This window comes from Salmonella sp. SG203, from assembly GCF_013350575.1.
Lineage (GTDB): Bacteria > Pseudomonadota > Gammaproteobacteria > Enterobacterales > Enterobacteriaceae > Salmonella > Salmonella enterica.
Genome location: NZ_SNMT01000020.1, coordinates 1 through 25,077 on the forward strand (window position 1 = coordinate 1; position 25,077 = coordinate 25,077).

General features: G+C 55.4%; 28 protein-coding genes and 2 pseudogenes. 23 read left to right on the plus strand and 7 right to left on the minus strand.

Translation table 11 applies throughout. The annotated features are described in order from the left end of the window. The 7 genes from HV477_RS21385 to HV477_RS21415 form a co-directional block, all read left to right on the plus strand. Positions 1-396: Gp37 family protein (locus HV477_RS21385; protein WP_175065369.1), on the plus strand; the 396-nt coding region annotated here is incomplete at its 5' end. Beyond that, entirely contained in the window at positions 393-635 is a 243-nt protein-coding gene (locus HV477_RS21390; RefSeq protein ID WP_175065370.1) for a hypothetical protein, read from the plus strand. The genes HV477_RS21385 and HV477_RS21390, both read left to right, overlap by 4 nt. Continuing rightward, entirely contained in the window at positions 625-2,058 is a 1,434-nt protein-coding gene (locus tag HV477_RS21395) for a phage tail sheath subtilisin-like domain-containing protein (protein WP_175065383.1), read from the plus strand. Before HV477_RS21390 ends, HV477_RS21395 begins: the two co-directional genes overlap by 11 nt. After that, positions 2,058-2,582 carry a phage major tail tube protein gene (locus HV477_RS21400; RefSeq protein ID WP_080246830.1) on the plus strand — a complete coding sequence of 175 codons (525 nt, stop codon included), beginning with the start codon at positions 2,058-2,060 and terminating at the stop codon, positions 2,580-2,582. The genes HV477_RS21395 and HV477_RS21400 overlap by 1 nt, the downstream gene beginning before the upstream one ends. A 2-nt stretch (positions 2,583-2,584) precedes the next feature. Beyond that, complete coding sequence (locus HV477_RS21405; protein ID WP_175065371.1) at positions 2,585-2,860, plus strand: Gp49 family protein; 276 nt, start codon at positions 2,585-2,587, stop codon at positions 2,858-2,860. A gap of 144 nt (positions 2,861-3,004) precedes the next feature. Next, complete coding sequence (locus HV477_RS21410) at positions 3,005-3,283, plus strand: phage tail assembly protein (protein WP_000083169.1); 279 nt, start codon at positions 3,005-3,007, stop codon at positions 3,281-3,283. After that, positions 3,249-3,413: a hypothetical protein gene (locus HV477_RS21415; protein ID WP_001555116.1), complete on the plus strand. Its 165-nt coding sequence runs from the start codon at positions 3,249-3,251 to the stop codon at positions 3,411-3,413. Before HV477_RS21410 ends, HV477_RS21415 begins: the two co-directional genes overlap by 35 nt. Here HV477_RS21415 and HV477_RS21420 read toward each other — a convergent pair. Then, the gene (locus tag HV477_RS21420; protein WP_175065372.1) at positions 3,388-3,690 is read right to left on the minus strand and encodes a hypothetical protein; all 303 of its coding nucleotides are present in this window, start codon (positions 3,688-3,690) and stop codon (positions 3,388-3,390) included. The two genes, HV477_RS21415 and HV477_RS21420, sit on opposite strands and share 26 nt — an antisense overlap. Before the next feature lie 39 nt (positions 3,691-3,729). On the opposite strand from HV477_RS21420, the gene HV477_RS21425 reads away from it, so the two are divergent. The 14 genes and pseudogenes from HV477_RS21425 to bcsG all read left to right on the plus strand — a co-directional run bounded on the left by HV477_RS21425 (position 3,730) and on the right by bcsG (position 16,835). Continuing rightward, positions 3,730-6,168 carry a phage tail tape measure protein gene (locus HV477_RS21425; protein ID WP_175065373.1) on the plus strand — a complete coding sequence of 813 codons (2,439 nt, stop codon included), beginning with the start codon at positions 3,730-3,732 and terminating at the stop codon, positions 6,166-6,168. Beyond that, on the plus strand, positions 6,168-7,061 hold the full coding sequence (locus HV477_RS21430; protein ID WP_175065374.1) for a phage tail protein: 894 nt from the start codon (positions 6,168-6,170) through the stop codon (positions 7,059-7,061). Before HV477_RS21425 ends, HV477_RS21430 begins: the two co-directional genes overlap by 1 nt. Further along, the gene (locus HV477_RS21435; protein ID WP_175065375.1) at positions 7,061-7,276 is read left to right on the plus strand and encodes a tail protein X; all 216 of its coding nucleotides are present in this window, start codon (positions 7,061-7,063) and stop codon (positions 7,274-7,276) included. The genes HV477_RS21430 and HV477_RS21435 overlap by 1 nt, the downstream gene beginning before the upstream one ends. Beyond that, complete coding sequence (locus HV477_RS21440; RefSeq protein ID WP_175065376.1) at positions 7,264-8,409, plus strand: phage late control D family protein; 1,146 nt, start codon at positions 7,264-7,266, stop codon at positions 8,407-8,409. The genes HV477_RS21435 and HV477_RS21440 overlap by 13 nt, the downstream gene beginning before the upstream one ends. Continuing rightward, the gene (locus HV477_RS21445) at positions 8,406-9,095 is read left to right on the plus strand and encodes a phage baseplate assembly protein V (RefSeq protein WP_175065377.1); all 690 of its coding nucleotides are present in this window, start codon (positions 8,406-8,408) and stop codon (positions 9,093-9,095) included. The genes HV477_RS21440 and HV477_RS21445 overlap by 4 nt, the downstream gene beginning before the upstream one ends. Before the next feature lie 95 nt (positions 9,096-9,190). Beyond that, complete coding sequence (locus HV477_RS21450; RefSeq protein ID WP_309224855.1) at positions 9,191-9,538, plus strand: GPW/gp25 family protein; 348 nt, start codon at positions 9,191-9,193, stop codon at positions 9,536-9,538. After that, positions 9,529-10,644 (plus strand): baseplate J/gp47 family protein, encoded by a 1,116-nt coding sequence (locus HV477_RS21455; RefSeq protein ID WP_175065379.1) that lies wholly within the window; start codon positions 9,529-9,531, stop codon positions 10,642-10,644. Before HV477_RS21450 ends, HV477_RS21455 begins: the two co-directional genes overlap by 10 nt. Next, the gene (locus tag HV477_RS21460) at positions 10,637-11,206 is read left to right on the plus strand and encodes a phage tail protein I (protein WP_175065380.1); all 570 of its coding nucleotides are present in this window, start codon (positions 10,637-10,639) and stop codon (positions 11,204-11,206) included. Before HV477_RS21455 ends, HV477_RS21460 begins: the two co-directional genes overlap by 8 nt. Positions 11,207-11,319: 113 nt before the next feature. Continuing rightward, entirely contained in the window at positions 11,320-12,879 is a 1,560-nt protein-coding gene (locus HV477_RS21465) for a tail fiber protein (RefSeq protein WP_375372881.1), read from the plus strand. Between the two features lie 11 nt (positions 12,880-12,890). Beyond that, the gene (locus HV477_RS21470) at positions 12,891-13,574 is read left to right on the plus strand and encodes a DUF4376 domain-containing protein (RefSeq protein ID WP_175065381.1); all 684 of its coding nucleotides are present in this window, start codon (positions 12,891-12,893) and stop codon (positions 13,572-13,574) included. Between the two features lie 4 nt (positions 13,575-13,578). Further along, positions 13,579-13,956: a DUF1353 domain-containing protein gene (locus HV477_RS21475; RefSeq protein WP_175065382.1), complete on the plus strand. Its 378-nt coding sequence runs from the start codon at positions 13,579-13,581 to the stop codon at positions 13,954-13,956. A gap of 70 nt (positions 13,957-14,026) precedes the next feature. Beyond that, positions 14,027-14,971 (plus strand): annotated as a pseudogene (gene bcsE, locus HV477_RS21480) (cellulose biosynthesis protein BcsE); the annotation flags it as partial. After that, positions 14,968-15,159, plus strand: coding sequence for a cellulose biosynthesis protein BcsF (gene bcsF / locus HV477_RS21485; protein WP_000988321.1), 192 nt, complete (start codon positions 14,968-14,970; stop codon positions 15,157-15,159). The pseudogene bcsE and the gene bcsF, both read left to right, overlap by 4 nt. Continuing rightward, positions 15,156-16,835 (plus strand): cellulose biosynthesis protein BcsG, encoded by a 1,680-nt coding sequence (gene bcsG, locus HV477_RS21490; protein WP_000192026.1) that lies wholly within the window; start codon positions 15,156-15,158, stop codon positions 16,833-16,835. Before bcsF ends, bcsG begins: the two co-directional genes overlap by 4 nt. An 81-nt stretch (positions 16,836-16,916) precedes the next feature. Here the strand turns inward: bcsG and HV477_RS21495 are convergent, their stop codons facing one another. Then, a complete protein-coding gene (locus HV477_RS21495; RefSeq protein WP_001537650.1) occupies positions 16,917-17,024 on the minus strand; it encodes a type I toxin-antitoxin system toxin Ldr family protein in 108 nt (35 codons plus the stop codon). Between the two features lie 372 nt (positions 17,025-17,396). Here HV477_RS21495 and HV477_RS28530 point away from each other — a divergent pair. Continuing rightward, positions 17,397-17,549: pseudogene (locus HV477_RS28530) on the plus strand (PLP-dependent transferase); the annotation flags it as partial. A 117-nt stretch (positions 17,550-17,666) separates the two neighbouring features. Then, positions 17,667-18,965 carry an aromatic amino acid transport family protein gene (locus HV477_RS21505; RefSeq protein WP_079898879.1) on the plus strand — a complete coding sequence of 433 codons (1,299 nt, stop codon included), beginning with the start codon at positions 17,667-17,669 and terminating at the stop codon, positions 18,963-18,965. Between the two features lie 100 nt (positions 18,966-19,065). On the opposite strand, the gene dppF is transcribed toward HV477_RS21505, so the two are convergent. The 5 genes from dppF to dppA all read right to left on the minus strand — a co-directional run bounded on the left by dppF (position 19,066) and on the right by dppA (position 24,765). Continuing rightward, positions 19,066-20,079 (minus strand): dipeptide ABC transporter ATP-binding subunit DppF, encoded by a 1,014-nt coding sequence (dppF, locus tag HV477_RS21510; RefSeq protein ID WP_000103561.1) that lies wholly within the window; start codon positions 20,077-20,079, stop codon positions 19,066-19,068. After that, complete coding sequence (dppD, locus tag HV477_RS21515) at positions 20,076-21,059, minus strand: dipeptide ABC transporter ATP-binding protein (protein ID WP_001196509.1); 984 nt, start codon at positions 21,057-21,059, stop codon at positions 20,076-20,078. Before dppD ends, dppF begins: the two co-directional genes overlap by 4 nt. A 10-nt stretch (positions 21,060-21,069) precedes the next feature. Beyond that, complete coding sequence (gene dppC / locus HV477_RS21520; RefSeq protein ID WP_000084690.1) at positions 21,070-21,972, minus strand: dipeptide ABC transporter permease DppC; 903 nt, start codon at positions 21,970-21,972, stop codon at positions 21,070-21,072. Positions 21,973-21,981: 9 nt separating this feature from the next. Further along, positions 21,982-23,001, minus strand: coding sequence for a dipeptide ABC transporter permease DppB (gene dppB / locus HV477_RS21525; RefSeq protein WP_000938843.1), 1,020 nt, complete (start codon positions 22,999-23,001; stop codon positions 21,982-21,984). 156 nt (positions 23,002-23,157) lie between these two features. Next, complete coding sequence (dppA, locus tag HV477_RS21530; RefSeq protein WP_000028047.1) at positions 23,158-24,765, minus strand: dipeptide ABC transporter periplasmic-binding protein DppA; 1,608 nt, start codon at positions 24,763-24,765, stop codon at positions 23,158-23,160. Positions 24,766-25,077 lie beyond the last annotated feature (312 nt).

The window sequence follows — 25,077 nt, forward strand, 5'->3', positions numbered from 1 at the left end:
GCGTTCACCCTGACCCACCCGGTGGGCGCGGTGCTGCTGAGTTACAGCCGCTCCACCTACGGGACCAGTGAGAGTACCGGTGCGGTGATACAGCCGCAGACGATGCGTTTTATCGCCACCGTCGTTCTGCGCCAGCTGAATGGCCGGGATGGCGCGGTGGATGTACTGGACAATGTGCGTCAGGCGCTCGGCGGCTGGCGACCGAAAAACTGCCTGCGCCCTGTCTGGCTGATTGATGATGTTTTTCTGGGGGAAGTGCAGGGCCTGTGGCAGTACGCCCTGACGTTCGCCACACAGTCTTTTTTTATTCAGGATGACACCCCGGAGAACGGCGGCGCGCCGCTTGCCGGGACGATACCTGACAACAGTGATACGAAACCGGAGGTCACACCGTGACAACCTATATCTATTCAGGGCCGCCGTCCGGCGTCACCCTGAACGAGAACGGAAAACAGCGTGAAGTGCTGCTGTGGCCGGGTAAGCCCGTGGAGCTTGTGCCCGACCATCCTTATACCCTGACCCTGCTGGCACTGAAACACCTGCAGGAGGTGGGCAGTAAAACGCAGGGCACCCCGTCCGTGCCGTCCCGTCAGACCAGAACCCCGGCTCCTGTGGAGGTGAATGATGCCCGCTGATTATCTGCACGGTTCCGAGACCATAGAGATTAACCGCAGTCCGGTTCCCGTCCGGGCGGTGAAGTCCGCTGTTATCGGCGTGGTGGGTACTGCTCCGGCAGGTCCTGTGAACACGCTCACCATATTGCTGTCAGAACCCGATACGGGGCAGTTCGGCGCGACGCTTGCCGGTTTTACCCTGCCGCAGGCGCTCGCCACACTGACCGGGTATGGCGCAGGAACAATTATCGCCATTAACGTCCTTGATCCGGCGAAGCACAACACCAGCGTACCGTCTGAAACCGTGACATTCGTGAACGACATGGCCCGGCTGGAACACGCACCGGTGATGAACGTGACGGTCAAAGCACCAACCGGGAATACCACCTACACTGCCGGGACAGATTATCATCTCGCATCAGACACCGGTACCCTGACGCGGGTCGCGGGTGGCGGTATCGATGCAGGCGCGCAGGTGACGGTCACTTACGATTACGCAGACCCGACGAAAGTCACCGCTGCTGATATCATTGGCACGGTGGATGCCGCCGGTCGCCGCAGCGGCCTGAAGCTGCTGGCCGACTGTCTTTCGGAGAACGGCTTTAATGCGAAAATCCTGATTGCGCCGGTATACGGCACCCAGGCATCTGTCATGGCAGAACTGGACATTCAGGCAGCCAAAGCACAGGCGGTTGCTTATGTTGATGCACCGGTGGGTACCACTCCGCAGCAGGCCATCACCGGACGCGGACCCGCTGGCACCATCAACTTTAACACCGCCTCCGGGCGTCTGCGCCTGTGTTACCCGCATGTGAAGGTGTATGACGCGCAGACCAACGCCGACCGGCTGGAGCCGTTGTCCTCGCATGCTGCCGGGTTGCGTGCCTGGACGGATCTGGAGTATGGCTACTGGTGGTCATCGTCCAACCAGCAGCTCAAAGGCGTGACCGGTATTGAGCGCCCCATTACCGCGCAGCCTGACGACCCGCAAAGCGAAGCAAACCTGCTGAACGCCAACGGGATCACCACCGTATTCAACAGCTTCGGCACCGGCTTCCGGCTGTGGGGGAACCGGGTGGCTTCTTACCCGTCCTCCAGCGGGTTGCTCACCTTCGAGAACTGCCGTCGGGTGAAGGATATGACCGATGAGGCGATCCGCTCCTCCAGTTTGTCGTTTATCGATCAACCGATCACCCAGGCGTTGATTGACACCATTCTGGAGTCAGTGAACCAGTACGGGCGCAAGCTGACGGGTGATGGCGCGTTGCTGGGCTTTAAGTGCTGGTATGACAAAAAGCGCAACGAGGAGGCGGACCTCGCCGACGGTCATATGCTCATCAGTTACAAACTGACGCCCCCGCCGCCGCTGGAGCGTCTGACGCTGGAATCGGAGATCACCTCCGAATATCTGGTCAACCTTAACGGCAACGGAGGGAACACCTGATGGGCGGAACCATACAGATTAATGCCATCAGCAACGCCAACGTCTATCTGGACGGACGCAGCCTGCTGGGCAAGGCCGAGGAAATTAAGTGTCCCGACGTCAGCGCCGTCATGCAGGAACGAAAGGCGCTGGGGATGATCGGGAAAATTGAACTGCCGATGGGGTTTGACAAGATGGAGGGTGAAATCAAGTGGAACAGTCTCTATCTGGATGTGGCGGTCCTGACTGCCAATCCCCTGAAGGCATATTCTTTGCAGTGCCGGTCGAACATCATGCAGTTTAACAGTGGCGGTCTGGTGAAGGAGATGCCGCTGGTGACCTACCTGACGGTACAGTTCACCAAAAATCCGGCAGGCACCTTCAAGCACCAGGAGTCCCCCGACCTGAACTCGTCCTTCACCTGTACCTATATTAAGCAGGTGATTGATGGTCAGGAGGTACTGGAGCTGGACTACATGGCCAATATTTTCCGGGTTAATGGCCGGGATATGCTGGCTGATTACCGGGCCAATATTGGTGGCTGAAGATGAAAGTGGAAAAACGTGACATTGATAATCTGGTGGACAGTCTGACGTACCATACCCATCATTTTCCTGGTACCACCTGCACGGTGGCCATTGCGGTATTGCCTGATGGGTTTGTGGCAGGTGTGGGAAAGAGTGCCTGCATTGATCCGACGCTATTCAACAGTGATACCGGTTATGATATTGCCATTGAAAATGCCAGAGCGGATGCCGTCAACCGGCTGTGGGAGATGGAGGGATACCGTCTGACGCAGGCCATGAAACAGAATACCCTGTAGTGCGACGCAACGGCAGCGGAGTTCTGCCCGGATTCAGGGGGAAACGGATGTCCCCCGCTTTTTTAAAGGGCTTTAAAAGCCCTTTTCTCTTCCTTTATATAGTCTGGGCGTGAACCTTATTTTTATTCATCACGTGAGGACGCCATGTCACAGTCTGACTGCTATACCCTGAAACACCCCTATACCACTGCCGCCGGACAGAAGCTGCACACACTGACCCTGCACCGTCTGAAGGTGAAGGATATCCGTGCTGCCCGTAGCGTCAGCAAGGACCCGGCAGAGTGGGATGAGCCGCTGATTGCCGCCATGACCGGACTGGTGCCGGAAGACCTTTCGGATATGGATCTGCAGGACTATCGCGCCCTGCAGGAGCGATTTCAGCAGGCCTATGGCATGGATGGACAAGCCGGAGACGCTGTATAAGGCGACGGCGCTGCTGGCGCGGTGGTTTCGCTGGCAGCCCGGAGAGATAGAGGCGCTGACTGTTGAAGATCTGGAGGCGTATCTGGATGAGGCGGGGGAACAAATCAGGCGTGAGTATGGCGGCGGATAAGCCAGCGACCGGCAAGATAAATACCACGCAACAGCTGCCATACGCCTTCTGCAATCAGCCCTGCCAGCACAATCAGTGGCTGCAGGGCTGCAATCACAGGTACAGACACGATCACGAGGATAACGGCCCCAATCCCCTGCAGGATGATGTTTTCCATACTCCAGGGGGTTGTACCTGTCTCAACAAGGGTTTCCTGCAGTTGCAGGAGAAGCCAGCCCAGAAAGCCAAACCAGGCTGCGATGATAATCGCCGCATAGCACCAGAACCGCGTTTCCATATCATTCCCTCATTTAACCCTGCACAGGCAGAATAAAACATGGCCACAACCTTTTCAATTGGTGTTTTAGTCAGCGGTGCTGTGACCAGCAGCTTCCTGTCCACCATGAGCGGGACACAGCGAACGCTGAACAAACTCGCCATGGCCACTGACGGACTGAAAAAAAAGCAGGATGACCTGACCCGCAGACAGGAAATGGCCACGCGGGCCATGGCGCGTTACGGGGATATCGGAGGACGGGCGGTACGTAAAATCGGCACTGAGCTTGATGTGGTCAGCCGCCAGTTCACGCGAATGCAGAAACAACAGGCGCAGATGACGAAGGCAGCAGCGCTCAGTCAGTCGATGAAAAACAACCGCATGAGCCTTTACGCGCAGGGGCTGGAGACCTGGGGACTGACAAAAGCACTGATGAAACCCTTTACCGTTGGTGTCATGGACTATTCGAATTTTGAGGCACAGCTGCGCGATATCGGTATTACCGGCGATCTGGATAAAAAGCAGGAAAAGCAGATTGGCGATGCGATCCGTCAGCAGGCAAAAGCCACCCATCAGACCACCGACACCCTGCTGGAAGGCGTGGGGACGCTGGTTGCTGCCGGTAAGGCCCCGATGGAGGCGGTGAAGTGGGCACAACTACTGGGGCGTACCGCTACCGCTTCCGGGGCAAACATTAACGATCTGGCCAAAATGGGGCTGGCGTTTGAATCACTGAAAATCAATGGTCAGGATGCACTGAAATCGGCTTTCAGTAAGGCCGTTTACGGTGGCAAATCCGGGCGCTTTGAGCTGAAGGATATGGCGCAGTACCTGCCGGAAATGGCGCAGGGCTTCGCGGCCAAAGGGATTTATGGTCAGGAAGCGATCGCGCAGATTGTGGCAAGTCTGGAAGTCGGGCGCGAGGGAGCAGGAACCGAAGGGGAAGCTGCCACCAACATGCGCAACTGGCTGTCTTCCATGAACCGGGGCGACATTGCCCGCCGTTATCAGATGCAGGGCGTCGATTACAGGGGGTCAATGTCGGACTATGTCGCCAGCGGTTACTCTCAGTATGAAGCCTCAATCCTGATCGCTGATCGCTTTATCAAATCGAAAGGCGCGGACTTCATGAAGCAGTGGCAGTCTGCAGGCGCAAAGGGAGATAAAGAGGCCCAGCAGCGCCTGATGGAGTCCTTCGGCCTGAGTTCCATTTTTACCGATGTTCAGACGGTGAACCACCTGCTGGCCATGCGCCAGCGCTGGGGTGACTACCAGAATATCAAGAAAGGCATGAACAGCCCGGAGGCTCAGGGCTCTGTTGACCGCGACTTTGGCAAGCGTAATGAGCAGCTGGCGTCTCGGGGTAAGCGCATTCTCATTTCACTGAAAGATATCTCTCTGTCCATCGGGGAGTCGCTGGCTCCGTCATTATCAGGTCTTGCGGCCCGGATCATCCCTGTACTTGATAAAACCGGGTTATGGGTAAAACAGAACCAGAAGCTCATCACCATCATTGCTGAAGTGATGGCGGGCGCGCTGGGCTTCCGGATTGCCCTTGTGGGCGTAAAGCTGGGGTTTAATATTCTGTTCTCCCCGTTAGTCAGCCTGTACACCAGTTTTGTCCGCCTGCGCTCAGGCTGGCGGCTGTTGCGCACTGCCATCGGCAGTGGCGGGATGCTCCGGCGTGTCGCCTCCGGGGCCTGGACCCTGACTCGTGTGCTGAGTACCGGCCTGTACAAGGGGATCATGATTGCCGCCCGCGCCATTCTCTTTATGGGCCGCGCCATGCTGATGAACCCCATTGGCCTCATCATTACCGGGATTGCTGTCGGGGCGTATCTTATTTACCGCTACTGGGGGCCCATCAGTACCTGGTTTAAGGCCCGATGGAATGACATTAAAACGGCCTTCAGTGGCGGGATTGGCAGGATTTCGGCACTCATCCTCAACTGGTCGCCACTGGGACTCTTTTATAAGGTCTTCGCCGGGGTCATGAAATGGTTCGGCATTGACCTGCCCGCGAACTTCACTGACTTCGGGAAAAACATTATCAACGGCCTGGTCAGCGGGATTAAAAACACCTGGGAAGAGACCAAAAATACCATCTCCGATCTGGCGGACGGGGTGAAAAACTGGTTCAAAGACAAGCTCGATATTCATTCCCCCTCCCGCGTGTTTATGGGTTACGGCGACAATATCGTCCAGGGGTTGACCATCGGGATAAACCGCAGCGCCCCCGGTGCTGGCAAAGCTGTGGACGGGCTGGGTAACAGCCTGCGTCCTCGTCTGCCATCCCTGCCTGCAGTACCCGACCTGCCGCTGGGCTTCGGGAGCAGAACAGGGGGCGGTATACACATCACTTATACCCCTAAAATTTATATTGACGGCCAGTCTCAGCAGCCTGCGGGGGCGATACAGGAGGCCCTGACGCTGTCCCGTCAGGAACTGGAGCGTATGCTGCGGGATATCATCTGGCAGGAACAGCGGAGGACTTACTGATGTTTGCGCTGCTTGGCAATATTGAATTTGAGGTGCTGACCAGCCCGGATGCGCTGGATGCGTCCATGGGTTCAGAGTTTGCAGAACTGAGCCGCATTGGCGGTAAACCCGGCCTGCAGTTCACCGGTGATAAGGCGGATGAGTACCATCTGACGCTGATGTGGCATCAGCATTACTGCGATCCGGCCACGCAGTGGCAGCAGCTTAACGCCGCACGTCTGTCGCATCAGGCACTGGCGTTCGTCACCGGCGGTGGAGATTATCTGGGGTATGTTGTCATCACCGACGCTAACCCGACCTGGCAGATGGCAGACAAGGGAGGCCGGTTGCAGGCAATGCAGGTGGAGGTGACGCTGCGGGAGTTCACCGGCGATCCGAAAAATCCCCTGAAGCCGCCCGCCATTCGGGGCAACCTGCCGGGCGTGTCGGCTGTGGCTCGTCCGTCGCTTGCCGCCACCGGCATCGGCGGCATGGTCCGCGAGGCCGTGGGGCTCGCCCGTCAGGCGCAGTCCGCAATGGCCAGCGTGTCGGGTGTGATCCGTGTGGCCAGTCAGCTGAAGCATAATCCGGTAGTCGCCTTCAGCCGTGTGCCGGGGATGATTGCCGGTCTGGGCGGCATCACGCGCCCGCTGGAAAAGGCATTTCCACTGTTGAACGGTCTGACAGACGCTCTGCCGGAGGCCTCGCGCATGGTTCGTGCGGCCAGTGATATCACCACCCTGACATCGGATGCGACCGCGCAGCTGAAGAGACTGAATGTGGATAATCTCACTAATCTGCCTGCCGTGCTGGACAATACCGCCTCACTTGCCGGGCGTGCGGCCAGCGTGTTTAACGACGCCTCACCCGCTTTAAGCAGGATGGCTTCCCGACTTTTGACCCGGAGCCTGTAATGGACGCACTTTACATTGAACATATCACCACTGACGGTGAACGCTGGGACCATATAGCGTACCGCTATTACGGCGATCCGTTGGGCTATGCCCGCATCATCATGGCCAATCCGCACATTGCCATCACGCCGGTTCTGAGTGCCGGACAGCGGCTGGCTATTCCCGTCATTGATGCAGACCAGACCACGCAGGAGTTACCCCCATGGCTGCAGTAACGACAGGCATGACTGTGGCGGTTCCGCAACCGGCTTACCGTCTGGTGTATAACCGGAAGGACATCACGCATGACGTGAGTGCGTACGTGACCTCGGTCAGCTATACCGACAAACTCAGCGGGGAAAGCGATGAGATTCAGGTGGACCTGGAGGACAGCGCAGGCCGCTGGCGGGACGCGTGGTATCCCGGCAAGGGTGATACGCTGACCCTGCAGATGGGTTACGCCGGTGAAACCCTGCGGGAGTGTGGGACATTTTCCATTGACGAGATTGAACTGTCCGGACCGCCAGACAGCGTGTCCCTGCGCGGGCTGGCGACCTCCGTTACCGTCGCCATGCGGACAAAAGTCAGCCGGGGATTTGAGAACACCACGCTTGCTGCTATCGCGCAGCGTATCGCCGGAAAGCATCACCTGCAGTTACAGGGACAGATTGAACCGCTGACGCTCGACCGGGTGACACAGTACGATGAAACCGATCTGGCCTTTCTTAAGCGGCTGGCCCGCGACTACGGCTATCTGGTAAAGGTGACTCATACCCATGTCATCTTCTCCAGTCTGGATAAACTGCGTGAAGCGCCCCCGACATTCACCTTTACCCGGTCTGATATCAGCCGTTACTTCCTGCGCGACACCATCAATCGTATCTACAAAGGTGCAAAGCACCGCAGCCAGAACAGTCGCACCAAACAGGTAGTGACTTACCAGGCTGATGGCGGGGAAAGTACCACCACGGTCAGTACAGCCACGCGTGGGCAGAATGTCAGCGCAGACACGCTGGTGCTCTCTGGTCGTGCCGCTAACCAGGGGGCTGCCGGGCACCGGACACGTGCCGCGCTGAGTCTGAAAAATCAGTACCAGAAAGTGGCCACCCTGAGCATGGCGGGGAATATCCGCCTGCGGGCCGGACATAATGTCACCCTGACCGGGTTCGGTGCCAGCGACGGCAAATGGCTGACCGGTTCGGTCCGACACTCAATGACCCGTTCCGGCGGCTATGCCATGGATGTGGAACTGGCTCGCGGGCCTGTGGCGAAAAAATCTCCCGGCAGCGGCAGTAAGACATTGACGGTATATAAAGCGGACGGTGGCACAACGCAGGCTGTCGCCCCGAAAAAAGGAGTACGGCCATGAGTGGCGTGATATTTGAGACCGGCACGGTCAGCGACATTGATGAAAAGAATGTCCGCGTTCGTGTGCGTCTGCCGGGGAAAAACAACCTGCGTACCTGGTGGCTGGATGTTCTTCAGCACAACACCCAGAACAATAAGGACTACTGGCTGCCGGATATTGGCGAGCAGGTCCGCCTGCTGCTTGATGAGCACGCCGAGGATGGCGTGGTGCTGGGCAGCACCTATAACGCGCAGGACCGGCCCGCCATTGCCGACCGCAACAAACGCCGCACCGACTTTGCGGACGGTACCTTTGTGGAATACGACCGCAAAAACAGTGCCATGACCATCGGCGGCGCGATAAAGACGCTGATCATCACCACCCACAGCAACATCACCGTGCAGACCGACACGCAGGCAACGGTGATCGCAAAAGAGAGCGCCACCATCCGGACGCAGCACGCCACGGTGGACAGTCCCGAAACCGACGTTACCGGCAATGCCACCGTTAAGGGTAACCTGCTGGTAAAAGGCAGTATCACCGGTCAGGGCGGGATGGCGATTTCCGGCGGGAAAGGAGGCGCTGCAGCGACCATCGAAGGCACTCTGAAAGCCACTGGCGACCTGCAGTCGGCCAGCGTTTCGCTGGAGGACCATCAGCACCCGAACGGCCATAACGGCAGTCCGACCGGTGCCCCCATGAAATAACGTCTGCCGTAAGCTTCCCTTTTCTGGCGGGAGGGTTTTAAAGGGCTTTAAAAGCCTCCGCCAGCCATCTGCTGCACACTGTCGGCATGAATACCGTGAATACTGCATCTCCGGTCTGGTGGCAACCCGCTCTCGGTCGCGAGGGTCGGGCGACCGGGGCTGATGATATTGCCCAGTCCATCCGCATCATTCTGGCGACACCGAAAGGGGCTGATCCGCATCGTCCTGAATTTGGCAATCAGCTTTATCTCTACCTGGACTGGCCGGTGGATCGCGCCCGCCCGTATGTCATCCGCGAAGCCGTGGATGCCATACGTCAGTGGGAACCCCGTTGTCAGGTAATCCGGGTGGAGTCGGTAACGGATGGTGAACATATGACCCTGCGCGTGCGCTGGCGGGTGGAGAACGGAGCAGAAACATCAACGGAGGTGGTATGGCGTTAGTCCTGACAGATCCGGTCTTTGTGGAAGCCGACCCGGAAAAAATCACGCGTGAACTGGTAGAAAAATATCAGACGGACTCGGGGAAAACACTTTACCCGGCACAGGATGAGATGCTGCTGATTAATCTCATCGCCTACCGGGAGTCCCTGGTAAGAACCGCCATACAGGACGCTGCCTGTCAGAATCTGGTGGCAAAATCCCGTGCGCCGATGCTGGATTATCTTGGCGAACTGGTGGGTGTGTACCGTCTGGATGCACAGGCGGCCACCACCCTGCTGCTGTTCTCGCTGGAGTCTCCCGCCGTTCAGCCGGTACTCATTCCGGCGGGGACACGCGTCAGCGCAAGTGACAGCGTGGTGTTCGCCACCGACGGGGATGTCACTTTGCCTGCGGGCAGTGACCGGGTCAGTATCCAGGCCACCTGTACCCTGCCGGGACTGGCGGGTAACGACTGGCAGCCTGCCCAAATCAGTAACCTGATGGACGATATCGGCGACGGCAGTCTGGATTTTACCGTCACCAATCCGTCCGTCAGCACCGGCGGCACTGATCCGGAGAGTGACGATCACCTGCGTGAGCGTATTCTGCTGGCCCCGGAGTCTTTCAGTAACGCAGGCTCCAGAGGGGCTTACCGTTTCCACGCGATGAGTGCCCATCAGGATATTGTCGATGTGGCGGTAGTACGTCCCGAACCGGGTACCGTGGAGCTTTACCCGCTGATGTCTTACGGACTCCCGGAGCAGAATCTGCTGGATCTGGTGGCGGGGATTTGTTCTGACGAGAAGGTTCGTCCACTGACCGACACAGTACATGTAAAGTCACCGGTTAAGGTTGATTACAGCATCAGTGCGTCCATTCGGGTTTATGACGATCAGGATATGGACCTGGTTATGCAGCATGCGCGCGGGGCTGTAACATTCTGGACACAGCGACAGTCTTCCCGTCTGGGGCTGGATATTATCCCCAGTCAGATATCTGCTGCACTGTCCGTGCCGGGGGTATACCGCGTCACGCTCACGCTTCCGGAAGAGCACGTGCTGGCCGACAACGAATGGGCACACTGTACCGGTATTAACCTGATACCGGAGGGAAAATCCCATGGCTGACCGCCGCGATATTCCCCTGACTCCCCCGCTGGCGAAGGATGCGCGGTTTCGTATTCTGGCCGGGCTGGCGGCCCGTCTGCAGGATATTGACCTGACCCCGTTGCTGGTTTATCTGGTGGATTTAACCGAAGTCACCGCGCTGCCGTGGCTGGCTGACCAGCTCGCCATTACCGGTGATAACGGCTGGAACCTGGCGGAATCGGAAGATGCCCGCCGGGCACTGATAAAGAATGCGATTGAGCTGCATCGTTACAAGGGAACCCCCTGGAGTGTCCGGCAGGTTATCCGCAATCTGGGGTTTGGTGAGGTGGAGCTGTGTGAGGGCGGTGACCGTCTGGACCCGGCTATCGCGGAGAAGTATCCGGCGGAGACCCACTGGGCACTTTACCAGGTCATTCTGGCTGTCACCATCACCAACGACCAGGCGGCCCTGCTGCGTAAAACGCTGGAGGTGTTTGCCCCGGCACGCTGTGAACTGGCCTCACTGGATTTTACCGCCGCACCCATCCGCTACAACGATACAGCCCGCTATGACGGGACCTACAACCACGGGAGCAGTTAACCATGGGTAAACTGACAGAAGTCACGCAGTGGGAAGAAGATATTTATCAACTGGAAACGTCAGACCCGGTACTGGGCGGCCCTGATGGTGTATCCAACAAGCCACAAAAACAACTGGCCAACCGCACGCAGTGGCTGAAACAGCAACTGGAAAGTACCAACAACGCGCTGGCCGAGCACGCGAAGTCCCGTAATCACCCGGACGCGTCGCTGACGGCGAAAGGCTTTGTGCAGCTTTACAGTGGCGTCATGAGTGACAGTGAAGCAATGGCCGCCACGCCAAAAGCGGTCAAAATCGCGATGGATAACGCCAACGCGCGCCTTGCCAAAGAACGCAACCTCGCTGACCTGACAAATATCCCGCTGGCCCGTCAGTCCCTCCAGCTCGGCGACAGCGCGACCCGCAACGTTGGCACCACACAAGGCACTGTAGCCGCAGGTGACGACAGTCGTATCACCGGTGCCCTACAAAAATCGCAGAACGGCGGCGATATTCCGGATAAAAAACAATTTGCGAGAACTATCGGCGCTGTGATCTCTACCAGTATCACATTTAATGATGCTTCTGGATGGTACAAAATCGCCACAGTTGTAATGCCGCAGTTCACATCCACCGCTGTAATTAAATTGTATGGCGGGTCGGGGTTTAACGTCGGTATGTTTGATCAGGCTGCAATCAGTGAACTGGTGCTGCGTTCAGGTAACGGGAACCCGACAGGAATAACTGCCACATTGTGGAGACGTTCACCTACCGCAGCTAACGAGGTCGCATGGGTTAATACATCAGGCGACACCTACGATATTTATATTAATATCGGCCAGTATGCGTACTGGTTAATTGCGCAATATGATTACACCGGTAATGCAAATGTCACGCTGTACAGTACGCCTGAATATTCATCAGTACAGCCGGGAAATTCAACCAGCGGTCAGACATATACGCTGTATAACAGCCTGATGAAACCTACAGCCGGTGACGTTGAGGCACTGTCGGTTAATGGAGGACGGCTAAACGGTGCGTTAGGCATTGGTACTGACAATGCGCTTGGTGGTAATTCGATTGTGTTCGGCGATAACGACACAGGAATTAAACAGAACGGTGACGGGATACTGGATACGTTTGCGAATAGCCAGCACACCGTTCGTGTCGCTCCCGGTGAAATGATGGTTCTGGGAGCCATTCGCGCAGGTAACGCAAAAAAACTGTCACTGACGAGCAATAACAACTCCGCACTGACTGCCACGTTCAATTTATGGGGCGACGGAGGAAACCGCCCAACGGTTATTGAACTGGACGACGACCAGGGGTGGCACCTGTACAGCCAGCGAAATCCTGATGGTTCGATTGTCTTTGTGGTCAATGGAGATATCACCGCTAACACACTTCGTGCAGGTGGAGCCATCTATCAGAATAACGGCGACATCTTTGGTTCGTTATGGGGAAATGGCTGGTTAAGTACCTGGATTCACAACAATGTAGTAAAAGCGGTCAGGCTCGGCCCCGTGGCGCTTTCTGGCGGTCTGTGGCGTGATTTTCAGCTTGGCGGCGGACAGGTGGTGACGGGGTTCCATACTGACGGTGACTGGGAAATGGAAGGTGGTGATGACAAGGTTTACTACCGTCCCATTCAGTATCTGGTTGGTGATACGTGGGTAACGGCACCAAGTGTGTAAGGGGATAAAAAATGCAGAATATTAAAAATTTTACGCCGTATAAACCGGAATCACCTGTTATTTCCGGGGCTCCACACCTTAAATCAGAAGACGGTCAGGACTGGTATTCATGTCAGAAACAGTTTTCACCCGACACAATAAAGGTGGAGTACGACAACAACGGTGTTATTACGTGTATTTCACGGGATGTTTCTGGCTTCTGGCCCGTCGGGAAAAGTGTCGCAGAAATACCGGACACGGAAGAAAACCGTCGCGCTGATATATCTGGTCGCTGGGGTTTTGACGGAACAAACATCATTGACCTGATGACACCGGAACAAGCCCGTGAACAAAAATACCGCGAGATAGATATATGGCGCACCACACAGGAGAACGCCAGTTACACGTTTAAGTTCAGGGATCACACCTGGGATTATGGGAAGGCAGCGCAAAACCGTCTGGAGCCTGTGGCGATGCTGGCAAAAAACGGGCAGTTGCCGGAGGGATTTTTCTGGACGGACGCGCATAACCATGACATTCCAGTGACACCTGCGGATATTCAGGCGCTGGAAGCGGCAATGATTGGGGCGATGGTGACAAAAGGGTTTGAGATCCATCAGCGCCAGCGACAGATGAAGAACGAAGTGAACAGCCTCACCAACGCACAGGCTGTACTGGATTACGTGGTTGGCTGGCCGGAAACCGTTAAGGAATGAGTTCATGAGCCGCTTCACAACTCCGGCCATTCTTGAAATGCTTGATCACTATCGATGGCGGGTATATGAACCCTTTGAGTTTTACCTCAGCGACGACAACAGCGACGTAATCAGCGTACCAGCCGGATTTGTCACTGACCTCGCTACCGTTCCGCGCATCTTCCGGACGCTCATGCCTCCTGACGGGAAATACGCCAAGGCTGCGATAATCCACGATTACCTCTATGACAACGCGTTACGCACAAAGAAGGAGGCCGACAAAATCTTTCTTGATGGAATGATGGTACTGGGTGTACCAAAGTGGAAGAGAGTGCTTATGTATTGGGTGGTGAGATTGTTCGGTAGAGGAATGTACGAAAAAGGGCAAAATTACTGTAATTAATTTGCAGTATGTGAAAGAAAAAGCTGCTTTCATTTATCGCACGGATGAGCCGCATTTATCGCGCGGCGCATCACTATCCCATCAGGAGGAGACGGCAATTCAGCCGCGTAGCGACGAAAAACGCATTCTTAGCCACGTCGCCGTCCTTGAAGGCGCGCCGCCGCTCTCGGAACACTGGACGCTTTTCGACAATAACGAAGCGCTATTCAACGACGCGCGCACGGCGCAGGCCGCGACAATTATTTTTTCGCTTACACAGAACAACCAAATCGAGCCGCTTGCTCGTCGCATTCATACTTTGCGACGCCAGCGGGGAAGCGCGCTGAAAATTGTCGTGCGCGAAAATATCGCCAGTTTGCGCGCCACCGATGAGCGCCTGCTGCTGGGCTGCGGCGCGAATATGATCATTCCCTGGAACGCCCCGCTTTCACGCTGCCTGACGCTTATTGAAAGCGTGCAGGGGCAGCAGTTCAGCCGTTACGTACCGGAAGACATCACCACGCTACTGTCGATGACGCAGCCGTTGAAACTGCGCGGTTTTCAGCCGTGGGATACCTTCTGCGATGCCATCCATACGATGATGAGCAACACCCTGCTCCCCGCCGACGGGAAAGGCGTTCTGGTCGCGCTGCGCCCGGTGCCGGGCATTCGGGTTGAGCAGGCGTTGACATTATGTCGACCAAACCGAACCGGCGATATTATGACCATCGGCGGCAACCGTCTGGTGCTGTTTTTATCATTTTGCCGGGTCAACGATCTGGATACCGCGTTAAACCATATTTTCCCTTTGCCGACGGGCGATATTTTCTCTAATCGTATGGTCTGGTTCGAAGATAAACAAATCAGCGCCGAGCTGGTGCAGATGCGCTTATTGTCGCCGGAACTGTGGGGAACGCCGCTACCGCTGGCAAAACGCGCCGACCCGGTAATAAATGCCGAACACGATGGCCGCATCTGGCGTCGTATTCCTGAACCCCTGCGATTGCTCGACGACACCGCGGAGCGTGCATCATGATGACCATCAGCGATATCGTGCAAATTATTCTTTTTTGCGCGCTGATTTTCTTTCCGCTGGGGTATCTGGCGCGCCATTCGCTACGCCGTATCAGTGATACGACCCGGCTGCTATTTGCCAAACCTCGTTATGTAAAACCAGCCGGAACTCTGCGCCGCGCTACGAAAGTCAAGGCAGACAAAAAATGACTCAGCATACTCAAACTCCTTCAATGCCTTCTCCGCTCTGGCAATACTGGCGCGGTCTTTCCGGCTGGAACTTCTATTTTCTGGTCAAGTTTGGCCTGCTGTGGGCAGGCTATCTGAATTTTCATCCTTTACTGAATCTGGTATTCATGGCGTTTCTGCTCATGCCAATACCAAAATATCGCCTTCACCGGTTGCGCCACTGGATTGCCATTCCCGTCGGCTTCGCGCTGTTCTGGCACGATACCTGGCTGCCCGGCCCGCAAAGCATTATGAGCCAGGGGACGCAGGTGGCGGAATTCAGCTCCGGTTATCTGCTCGATCTGATCGCCCGTTTTATTAACTGGCAAATGATCGGCGCCATCTTCGTACTGCTGGTTGCCTGGCTATTTTTATCACAGTGGATTCGGGTCACGGTGTTTGTGGTCGCCATCATGGTATGGCTGAATGTACTGACATTAACCGGCCCGGTTTTTACGCTGTGGCCGGCAGGCCAGCCAACCGATACGGTGACGACAACTGGCGGTAACGCGGCCGCTACCGTCGCGACAGCTGGCGATAAGCCGGTCATCGGCGATATGCCTGCGCAAACCGCGCCGCCGACGACCGCGAATCTGAACGCCTGGTTGAACACCTTCTATGCCGCGGAAGAAAAGCGGAAAACGACGTTCCCGGCGCAACTTCCGCCTGATGCGCAGCCGTTCGACCTATTGGTCATCAATATTTGTTCGCTCTCCTGGTCGGATGTCGAAGCGGCAGGCCTGATGTCACATCCGCTATGGTCGCACTTTGACATTTTGTTTAAACACTTTAATTCCGGTACGTCTTACAGCGGCCCGGCGGCCATTCGTCTGCTGCGCGCCAGCTGTGGTCAACCTTCGCATACCCGACTTTATCAACCAGCCAATAACGAATGTTATCTGTTTGATAATCTGGCGAAACTGGGCTTTACTCAGCATCTGATGATGGATCATAACGGTGAATTTGGCGGCTTCCTGAAAGAAGTTCGCGAAAACGGCGGTATGCAGAGCGAACTGATGAACCAGTCCGGCCTGCCAACCGCCCTGCTGTCATTCGACGGCTCGCCGGTATATGACGATCTGGCGGTCCTGAACCGCTGGTTGACAGGGGAAGAACGTGAAGCCAATTCCCGCTCCGCGACTTTCTTTAACCTGCTGCCGCTGCACGATGGCAACCACTTCCCCGGCGTCAGCAAAACGGCGGATTATAAAATCCGCGCGCAGAAACTGTTCGATGAACTGGACGCCTTCTTCACCGAACTGGAAAAATCCGGGCGTAAGGTGATGGTGGTCGTCGTACCGGAGCACGGCGGCGCGCTGAAGGGCGACAGAATGCAGATCTCAGGCCTGCGCGATATTCCCAGCCCCTCCATCACCAACGTCCCGGCGGGCGTGAAATTTTTTGGCATGAAAGCCCCGCATGAGGGCGCGCCGATTGATATTAATCAGCCGAGCAGCTACCTGGCGATTTCCGAACTGGTCGTACGCGCCGTGGACGGTAAGCTCTTTACCGAAGACAGTGTGAACTGGAACAAGCTGACCAGCAATCTGCCGCAAACCGCGCCGGTTTCAGAAAACGCTAATGCGGTGGTGATTCAGTACCAGGGTAAGCCCTACGTTCGTCTGAATGGCGGCGACTGGGTGCCTTACCCGCAGTAAACCGAAAAAGGCCGCAAGGTTTCCCCTGCGGCCTGGTTCGGGCGCATGCTGCCATTACGGCGGACAGACGCTCAAAACGCGTTACTTCCTGTCACGTAGCCAGTTGACGATCACACTGGCGATAATGCCAGCAATGATCGGCGCCGCCAGATCGTGCCAGAAGGCCACGCCCAACTGCGTAAGCGTCATATAGCCGCCTTGTTGCAATGGCAACCGTTCGCGGCTATCCTTAAAGTGTTTGGGTTCAAGTTAGCCCCCGTCAGGTTGCCAGGTTTATACCAGTCAACGTGCGGGGGTTTTCTCTATCCAGCAACCTATGCCGCCGGGGATCAAGCCCCCGCAACATTGCGCCTCACCGGGTAAACCCGGCTTGCTGCTGATATTACGGCAAAATCCCCGTCCCGGCACGGCGCTAACGTGCAATCTGCGTGACGCTTCGCAGACGACTACTTTTATTTGCCAGAATACATTCAGCATTTCTGAGGCTGGCAGTCAGCCGCTCAATTCTGTAAATTATGCCTCCTCGCGGCCAGTCCCGGTGATACCGAAACCCTCGTTCAGCATCCTGCGTCTATGACATATTCGCCTGTTGCGCCAGAGGAATGGCTAAAAGCAGGTATTACCGACGAACTTATCCGTCTTTCAGCGGGACCTGAAGATCCCGACGATATTATTCATGACCTTGAACGCGCCAGCAGAAAAGCAGCATTCTGACGATTGCTCGGCGAACCGCTGTCACCGGTTTGCCGCATCGGGTATCAAGGCACTATAGCCTGGTTATAGGCAGCATTCTTTATGAGAGAGCTGCGTATATTTTGGGCAGGGGGCTCTATGCAGGACGACACATTACCATTAAATAACAGTAACGCTACGACCACACCGCTTTCAACGAGATTACCGTTTACAAAATATGATTTTGGCTGGGTGCTCTTGTGTATCGGTATGGCAATCGGCGCCGGTACCGTCTTAATGCCAGTGCAAATCGGTCTCAAGGGGATCTGGGTATTTATTACCGCTTTTATCATCGCCTATCCCGCTACCTATATTGTGCAGGATATTTATCTAAAAACGTTATCTGAAAGCGAAACCTGTGACGATTATACCGATATTATCAGTCACTATCTTGGCAAAAACTGGGGCGTTTTTCTCGGTGTAATCTATTTCCTTATGATTATCCACGGGGTGTTTATTTACTCCCTGTCGGTGGTGTTTGATAGCGCCTCCTATATCAAAACCTTCGGCCTTACTGAGGCCGATCTTTCGCAGTCTATTATCTATAAAGTCGTGATTTTCGCCGTGTTGGTGGTGATTGCCTCCGGCGGGGAAAAGTTATTATTTAAAATTTCCGGCCCGATGGTGGTGGTAAAAGTCGGGATCATCCTGATATTCGGTTTTGCGATGATCCCACACTGGAATCTTGATAATATTTCCGCCTTTCCCGCCGCATCGGTTTTCTTTCGCGACGTACTGCTCACTATCCCATTTTGCTTCTTTTCTGCGGTCTTCATTCAGGTGCTAAACCCAATGAACATCGCCTATCGTAAGCGCGAACCTGACCGTGTGCTGGCCACCCGGATGGCGATTCGCACGCATCGCATTAGCTATATTACGCTGATTGCCATTATTCTCTTTTTCTCGTTTTCGTTTACCTTTTCGATTAGCCATGAAGAAGCGGTATCAGCATTCGAGCAGAATATTTCCGCTCTTGCGCTGGCAGCTCAGGTAATCCCTGGCCATATCATCCACATTACCTCTACCATTCTCAATATTTTTGCCGTACTTACCGCGTTCTTTGGTATTTATTTAGGTTTTCATGAAGCGCTTAAAGGTATTGTACTGAATATATTGAGTCGTATTATGGATGTCAAAAACGTCAACCCACTGTTACTGACATCTGGAATCTGTGTCTTTATCGTGGTTACTCTGGTCATTTGGGTTTCGTTTCGCGTCTCAGTATTGGTCTTTTTCCAGTTAGGCAGTCCGCTTTATGGCATTGTCGCGTGTATTATTCCCTTTTTCCTGATTTATAAAGTAGCGCAACTGGAAAAATTACGCGGCCTGAAAACTTGGCTTATTCTGTTATATGGAATATTGTTGTGCCTGTCGCCGTTATTAAAATTGATTGAATAAGTCGTACCGGAGAGCCATGCCCGGTGGCGCTACGCTTACCAGGCCTACAGGTACGGTGTAGGCTTGATAAGGCGCAGCCGCCATCCGGCATAAAACGCAATTAACTCAACGGTTTCTGCGGGTTTTCATCCTGATCGACGGCAAAGCAGGCCACCAACTGGCCGTCGTACTCTTTAAGCTGCGGCTGTAACTGCGTGCAGGGTCCGAAGCGACGTCGGCAGCGGGCGTTGAAGGCGCAGCCCGGCGGCGGGTTCAGAGGGCTCGGCAACTCGCCGGTCAGCTTAATCCGCTCACGGCGATCGTCCGGATTCAGCCGTGGCGTGGCGGAGAGCAACGCCTGGGTATAGGGATGACGTGGATTGTTAAAAATCTGCTCTTTGGTCCCTTTCTCCACGCAGCGGCCTAAGTACATGACCATCACTTCATCGGCGATGTGTTCCACCACCGACAGGTCGTGCGAGATAAAGACATAAGACAGCCCCATATCCTGTTGCAAATCCATCATCAGGTTCAGCACCTGGGCGCGCACCGACACGTCGAGCGCGGAGACCGGTTCGTCGGCAATCACTACGTCCGGATCAAGCATCAGACCGCGGGCGATAGCGATACGCTGACGCTGGCCGCCGGAGAACATATGCGGATAGCGGTCGTAGTGCTCGGTTTTCAGCCCCACCTTCGCCATCATCGCCAGCGCTTTTTCACGACGCTGCGCTTTACTCAGGCTGGTATTGATCAGCAACGGCTCTTCCAGAATTTGCCCCACTTTCTTGCGTGGATTCAGGGAACCGTAGGGGTTCTGAAACACAATCTGAATTTTCTGCCGCCGCAGTTTCTGCGCGTGCGGATCGTGTTTAAGCAGATCCTGCCCCTGGTAATAAAGCTCGCCGCCGGTTGGCGTTTCAATCATCGTCAGCAGGCGACCCAGTGTGGATTTTCCACAACCGGACTCCCCCACTACGGCCAGCGTTTTACCGCGTTCGAGATTAAACGACACGCCGTCCAGCGCTTTTACCAGCCGTTCCGGAGAAAAGATCCCCTTCTTCACCGGATAGTGTTTTTTCAGGTCGATAGCCCGCAACAGCGGCTGTTGCAAGGTGGCCTCATGCGTACTCATAGTGTGGGCCTCCCGGCATCATCGAGTGGGTAATGACATTTTGACTGACGTCCATCGTCCAGTTGGTTGAGAGCAGGTTCTTCCGCACGACATCTGTCCGTGGCGTAGGGGCAGCGCGGGTTAAGCAGACAGCCCGTCGGTCGGTCATATTTCCCCGGCACCACACCCGGCAGCGACGCCAGACGCGCTTTGTCCTGAGCAAACTCTGGTAACGCGCGTAGCAGTGCCTGGGTGTAGGGATGACGCGGCGCGCGGAAAATATCCTGCGCAGCGCCGGTTTCGACGACCTGCCCGGCGTACATGACGATAATTTTGTGCGCCGCTTCCGCCACCAGCGCCAGGTCATGGGTAATCAGCACCAGCGCCATGTTCTCTTTTTGCTGCAACTCCAGCAGCAGCTCAATAATTTGCGCCTGAATGGTCACATCCAGCGCCGTGGTCGGCTCATCAGCAATTAACAGCTTTGGTCGACAGGCTATGGCCATCGCAATCATCACGCGCTGACTCATGCCGCCAGAAAGCTGGTGCGGATAGACATCCAGACGAGAGGCCGGATCGGGAATGCCCACCTGGTTCAACAGGTCAATCGCTCGCTGACGACGAGTTTTCTTGTTCCCGCCCTGATGTACCTTGATGGCTTCCATAATCTGAAAGCCAACGGTATAGCAAGGATTGAGGCTGGTCATCGGGTCCTGGAAAATCATCGCCACTTCAGCGCCCACCAGGTTGCGACGTTCCTTCTCGGAAATGCGCTTCAGATCCTGTCCGTTAAAGAGCAGGTTTTCCGCCATCACGCGGCCTGGGTAATCGATAAGCCCCATAATCGCCAGCGAGCTGACGGATTTGCCGGAACCAGACTCGCCGACAATACCGACCACCTCACCCTGCTTCACGCTGTAGCTAATGCGGTCGACGGCTTTAAACGGTGTCCCTTCGTCGCCGAAGTGCACCGATAATTGATCTACATTTAATAACGCCATCTCGAACCTCTTACTGCTTCAGTTTGGGATCGAGCGCGTCACGCAGACCGTCACCCATCAGGTTAAATGCCAGTACCGTCAGCAGAATCGCCAGCCCCGGGAAGGTCACGACCCACCAGGCGCTTTGCGCGAACTGCAATACGTCAGAGAGCATGGTGCCCCACTCCGGCGTTGGCGGCTGTGCGCCCATGCCAAGAAAGCCGAGGGCGGCCATATCGAGAATGGCGTTAGAGAAACCGAGCGATGCCTGAACGATCAGCGGCGCAAGGCAGTTCGGGAAAATATTGACGAACATCTGACGCATCGCGCCTGCGCCCGCCACGCGGGAGGCAGTCACATAATCGCGGTTCACCTCTACCAGAACCGCCGCGCGGGTTAAGCGGACATAGTGCGGCAGCGCCACAAACGTCAACGCCAGCGCAGCGTTGCCGATGGAGGGGCCGAAGATCGCCACCAGCACCAGCGCCAGCAGCAGGCTCGGCAGGGCCAGCATAATATCGACCACGCGCATGATGATGTTATCGACCAGACCGCCGAAGTAACCCGCGACCAGGCCGAGAATAATCCCCATTACCAGCGACAGGACGACCACCAGACAGCCGACCAGCAGTGACAAACGCGCGCCATACATCAGGCGCGAGAGGACATCGCGACCAACATCATCCGTTCCCAGAATATGCGCCCAACTGCCGCCTTCCTGCCAGACCGGCGGCGCCAGCAGCGCATCGCGGAACTGCTCTGCCGGGTTGTACGGCGCAATAAAGTTGGCAAACACCGCAATCAGGATCACGATGAGAACATACGCCAGCCCGACGACCGCGCCTTTATTGCGTTTGAAATAGTGCCAAAACTCCCGCAATGGCGTCATGGGCGCCGGTGCGGCATTAACATTATTTTCAGTAACCTGTGACATGATGGCCCCTTACTTCTTATGCCGAATACGCGGGTTCACCACGCCGTACAGCAGGTCTACCAGCAGGTTGACGAGAATAATCATCGTCGCTACCAGTAACACGCCGCCCTGCACTACCGGATAATCGCGGCGTTGCAGCGCATCGATCAGCCAGCGCCCCAGACCGGGCCACGAGAAGATAGTTTCTGTCAGAATCGCGCCCGCCAACAGCGTACCGACCTGCAGGCCGATCACGGTGACGACTGGCAGCATGGCGTTACGCAGAGCATGGACGATAATGACGCGCATCCTGGTCAACCCTTTGGCGCGTGCGGTACGGATATAATCCTCCCCCAGCACTTCCAGCATCGACGAACGGGTCATACGCACAATGACGGCCAGCGGGATTGTGCCGAGCACCATCGCAGGCAGGATCATATGCGCCAGCGCATCAATAAAGTTACCCTCTTCGCCCCAGATAGCGGTGTCGATCAGCATAAAGCCCGTCAACGGATTGGTATCATCAAGGAACACCATATCGCTCACGCGCCCGGAAACCGGCGTCAGGTTCCAGTGGACGGAGACCAGCATGATCAGCATCATGCCCCACCAGAAGATAGGCATAGAGTAACCGGTCAGCGCCAGGCCAACGGCAGTGTGATCGAAGATAGAACCGCGCTTCACTGCGGCCAGCACGCCCACCGGAATCCCCACGGCGACGGCAAAAATCATGGCGCAGACGCCAAGCTCCAGCGTCGCTTTAAAGCGAGGCACGAACTCGTCCCACACGGGGATTCGGCTTTTCAGCGAGATGCCTAAATCGCCATGCATCACCCCCCAGATATAATGGAGGTACTGCTGCCACATCGGTTTATCAAGACCGAGTTCAGCCAGCAGTTGAGCATGACGCTCAGGGGAAATACCTCGCTCACCCGCCATGATCATCACCGGATCGCCGGGGATCATGTGGACAAAGGCAAAGGTGAGAAGGGTAATACCGATAAACGTCGGGATAACGAGTCCCAAACGTCGGAGAATGAACTGCAACATAACCCGAATTCTCTCTCATGACCCACGGCCTGGAACCGTGAGTCTGTATTGCTCACAAATCTTATCCCACGCAAACTGCATCGCGGATAAAGCATTACGCCGGATGGCGCTGCGCTTATCCGGCTTACACAACACCGGGGCGCAACGCTCTTTTAATTATTCGACAGAGACGTTTTCGAAGTGATGTTTGCCTAATGGATCAACCACATAGCCTTTAACTTCTTTACGCACTGGCTCATAAACCGTGGAGTGAGCGATGATCAGCGCTGGCGCCTGGTCATGCATCACAACCTGGGCCTGTTTATAGAGTTCAATACGCTTGTTGTGGTCATCGGTCGCACGCGCAGGCTGAATCAGGTCTTCAAACGGCTTGTAGCACCATTTTGAATAGTTGGAGCCTTGCTGGGCGGCATCGCAGCTGAACAGCGTGGCGAAGAAGTTATCCGGATCGCCATTATCGCCGGTCCAGCCCATCATCACCGTCTGGTGCTCGCCATCTTTAGCGCGCTTGAGGTATTCGCCCCATTCATAGGTGACAATTTTGGCCTGAACGCCAATCTTCGCCCAGTCCGCCTGGATCATTTCCGCCATACGACGCGCATTCGGGTTATAGGGACGCTGTACCGGCATCGCCCACAGATCGATGGTGAAGCCTTTTTCCAGACCGGCTTCTTTCAGCAGCGCCTTCGCTTTTTCCGGATCGTAGCCATAGTCTTTAATATCGTCGTTGTAGCCCCACATTGTCGGCGGGATCAGGTTTTTCGCCGCAACGCCCGCGCCCTGATAAACGGCTTTGATGATGGCCTCTTTATTCACGGCATAGGTCAACGCCTGGCGAACTTTGACATCATCCAGCGGTTTTTTCTGCACGTTATAGGAGAGATAACCCACGTTCAGACCGGCCTGCTCCATCAGGTTGATGTTTTTATCTTCTTTCATGCGCGCAATATCCGCCGGGTTCGGATACGGCATCACCTGACATTCGTTCTTCTGCAGTTTGGCGTAACGCACAGAGGCGTCAGGCGTGATGGAGAAGACCAGACGGTCAATCTGCGGCTTCGTGCCCCAGTAGCCGTCAAAGGCTTTGTAGAGAATGCGGGAGTCTTTCTGATATTGCACCAGTTGGAACGGGCCAGTGCCGACCGGGTTCAGATCCACTTTTTCCGGCGTACCGGCTTTCAGCATGTTGTCAGCATATTCTTTGGAAAGAATAGAGGCGAAGTCCATGGCTAAATCGGCAAGGAACGGCGCTTCCGGACGCGTCAGCACAAACTGCACCGTGTGATCGTCGACCTTCTTCACTTCGCTAATCAGATCCGGCAGCCCCATGCCTTCAAAGTATTCATAGCTGCCGCCAGACACTTTATGGTACGGGTTCTGCTCGTTTTTCTGCCGGTCAAAAGAGAACACGACATCATCGGCGTTCAGCTCGCGCGTGGGTTTGAAATCCTTGCTGGATTGCCATTTCACCCCTTTACGTAGGTGGAACGTATAGGTTTTACCGTCTTCGCTGATATCCCACTTCTCAGCAAGACCCGGGATCACTTCCGTGGTGCCGGTTTTGAATTCAACCAGACGGTTATAGATAGGTACGGAACTGGCATCATAGGTGGTGCCAGACGTAAAGAGCTGTGGGTTAAAGCCTTCCGGCGAGCCTTCTGAACAATAAACCAGGGTTTTGGCCTGCACGCTTGCTGCAACGGTCATGGCCACCAGGCTCAAACCAAGCTTCAGCATCCCTGACTTCTTCAAGGAAATACTCATTCTTCTGCTCCAATTGTGATGTATGTTGTTTTGCCCTTTGCAAAGGCTTTTACCGCCCGGCCTTTTTTGTTTTTTACCTGGTCAGGTCAGTAGTGAGAGGTGGGGATTCCGTTCGCATAATCGACTGAGTTGCAGTGCGGATTCTCCATAAAATGCCCCTCATTCCCTACAATCTGTCAATAGAATGTCAAAACGTCAATACAGGTAACCAGCTTTTACAACAACGGTGAGAATTAACAAACAAAGATTAAAAAAAGTTCAGAAGGGTATTTTCAGCAGGGAAATTTGTGCTATGGCCAGAAAGGCAGAGTT

What these genes read in the sequence shown, in the direction of transcription:
- HV477_RS21395 (WP_175065383.1), top strand. Translation starts at nt 625, where the DNA reads ATGCCCGCTGATTATCTGCACGGTTCCGAGACCATAGAGATTAACCGC.
- HV477_RS21400 (WP_080246830.1), top strand. Translation starts at nt 2,058, where the DNA reads ATGGGCGGAACCATACAGATTAATGCCATCAGCAACGCCAACGTCTAT.
- HV477_RS21405 (WP_175065371.1), top strand. Translation starts at nt 2,585, where the DNA reads ATGAAAGTGGAAAAACGTGACATTGATAATCTGGTGGACAGTCTGACG.
- HV477_RS21410 (WP_000083169.1), top strand. Translation starts at nt 3,005, where the DNA reads ATGTCACAGTCTGACTGCTATACCCTGAAACACCCCTATACCACTGCC.
- HV477_RS21415 (WP_001555116.1), top strand. Translation starts at nt 3,249, where the DNA reads ATGGCATGGATGGACAAGCCGGAGACGCTGTATAAGGCGACGGCGCTG.
- HV477_RS21420 (WP_175065372.1), bottom strand. Translation starts at nt 3,690, where the DNA reads ATGGAAACGCGGTTCTGGTGCTATGCGGCGATTATCATCGCAGCCTGG.
- HV477_RS21425 (WP_175065373.1), top strand. Translation starts at nt 3,730, where the DNA reads ATGGCCACAACCTTTTCAATTGGTGTTTTAGTCAGCGGTGCTGTGACC.
- HV477_RS21430 (WP_175065374.1), top strand. Translation starts at nt 6,168, where the DNA reads ATGTTTGCGCTGCTTGGCAATATTGAATTTGAGGTGCTGACCAGCCCG.
- HV477_RS21435 (WP_175065375.1), top strand. Translation starts at nt 7,061, where the DNA reads ATGGACGCACTTTACATTGAACATATCACCACTGACGGTGAACGCTGG.
- HV477_RS21440 (WP_175065376.1), top strand. Translation starts at nt 7,264, where the DNA reads ATGGCTGCAGTAACGACAGGCATGACTGTGGCGGTTCCGCAACCGGCT.
- HV477_RS21445 (WP_175065377.1), top strand. Translation starts at nt 8,406, where the DNA reads ATGAGTGGCGTGATATTTGAGACCGGCACGGTCAGCGACATTGATGAA.
- HV477_RS21455 (WP_175065379.1), top strand. Translation starts at nt 9,529, where the DNA reads ATGGCGTTAGTCCTGACAGATCCGGTCTTTGTGGAAGCCGACCCGGAA.
- HV477_RS21460 (WP_175065380.1), top strand. Translation starts at nt 10,637, where the DNA reads ATGGCTGACCGCCGCGATATTCCCCTGACTCCCCCGCTGGCGAAGGAT.
- HV477_RS21470 (WP_175065381.1), top strand. Translation starts at nt 12,891, where the DNA reads ATGCAGAATATTAAAAATTTTACGCCGTATAAACCGGAATCACCTGTT.
- HV477_RS21475 (WP_175065382.1), top strand. Translation starts at nt 13,579, where the DNA reads ATGAGCCGCTTCACAACTCCGGCCATTCTTGAAATGCTTGATCACTAT.
- bcsF (WP_000988321.1), top strand. Translation starts at nt 14,968, where the DNA reads ATGATGACCATCAGCGATATCGTGCAAATTATTCTTTTTTGCGCGCTG.
- bcsG (WP_000192026.1), top strand. Translation starts at nt 15,156, where the DNA reads ATGACTCAGCATACTCAAACTCCTTCAATGCCTTCTCCGCTCTGGCAA.
- HV477_RS21495 (WP_001537650.1), bottom strand. Translation starts at nt 17,024, where the DNA reads ATGACGCTTACGCAGTTGGGCGTGGCCTTCTGGCACGATCTGGCGGCG.
- HV477_RS21505 (WP_079898879.1), top strand. Translation starts at nt 17,667, where the DNA reads ATGCAGGACGACACATTACCATTAAATAACAGTAACGCTACGACCACA.
- dppF (WP_000103561.1), bottom strand. Translation starts at nt 20,079, where the DNA reads ATGAGTACGCATGAGGCCACCTTGCAACAGCCGCTGTTGCGGGCTATC.
- dppD (WP_001196509.1), bottom strand. Translation starts at nt 21,059, where the DNA reads ATGGCGTTATTAAATGTAGATCAATTATCGGTGCACTTCGGCGACGAA.
- dppC (WP_000084690.1), bottom strand. Translation starts at nt 21,972, where the DNA reads ATGTCACAGGTTACTGAAAATAATGTTAATGCCGCACCGGCGCCCATG.
- dppB (WP_000938843.1), bottom strand. Translation starts at nt 23,001, where the DNA reads ATGTTGCAGTTCATTCTCCGACGTTTGGGACTCGTTATCCCGACGTTT.
- dppA (WP_000028047.1), bottom strand. Translation starts at nt 24,765, where the DNA reads ATGAGTATTTCCTTGAAGAAGTCAGGGATGCTGAAGCTTGGTTTGAGC.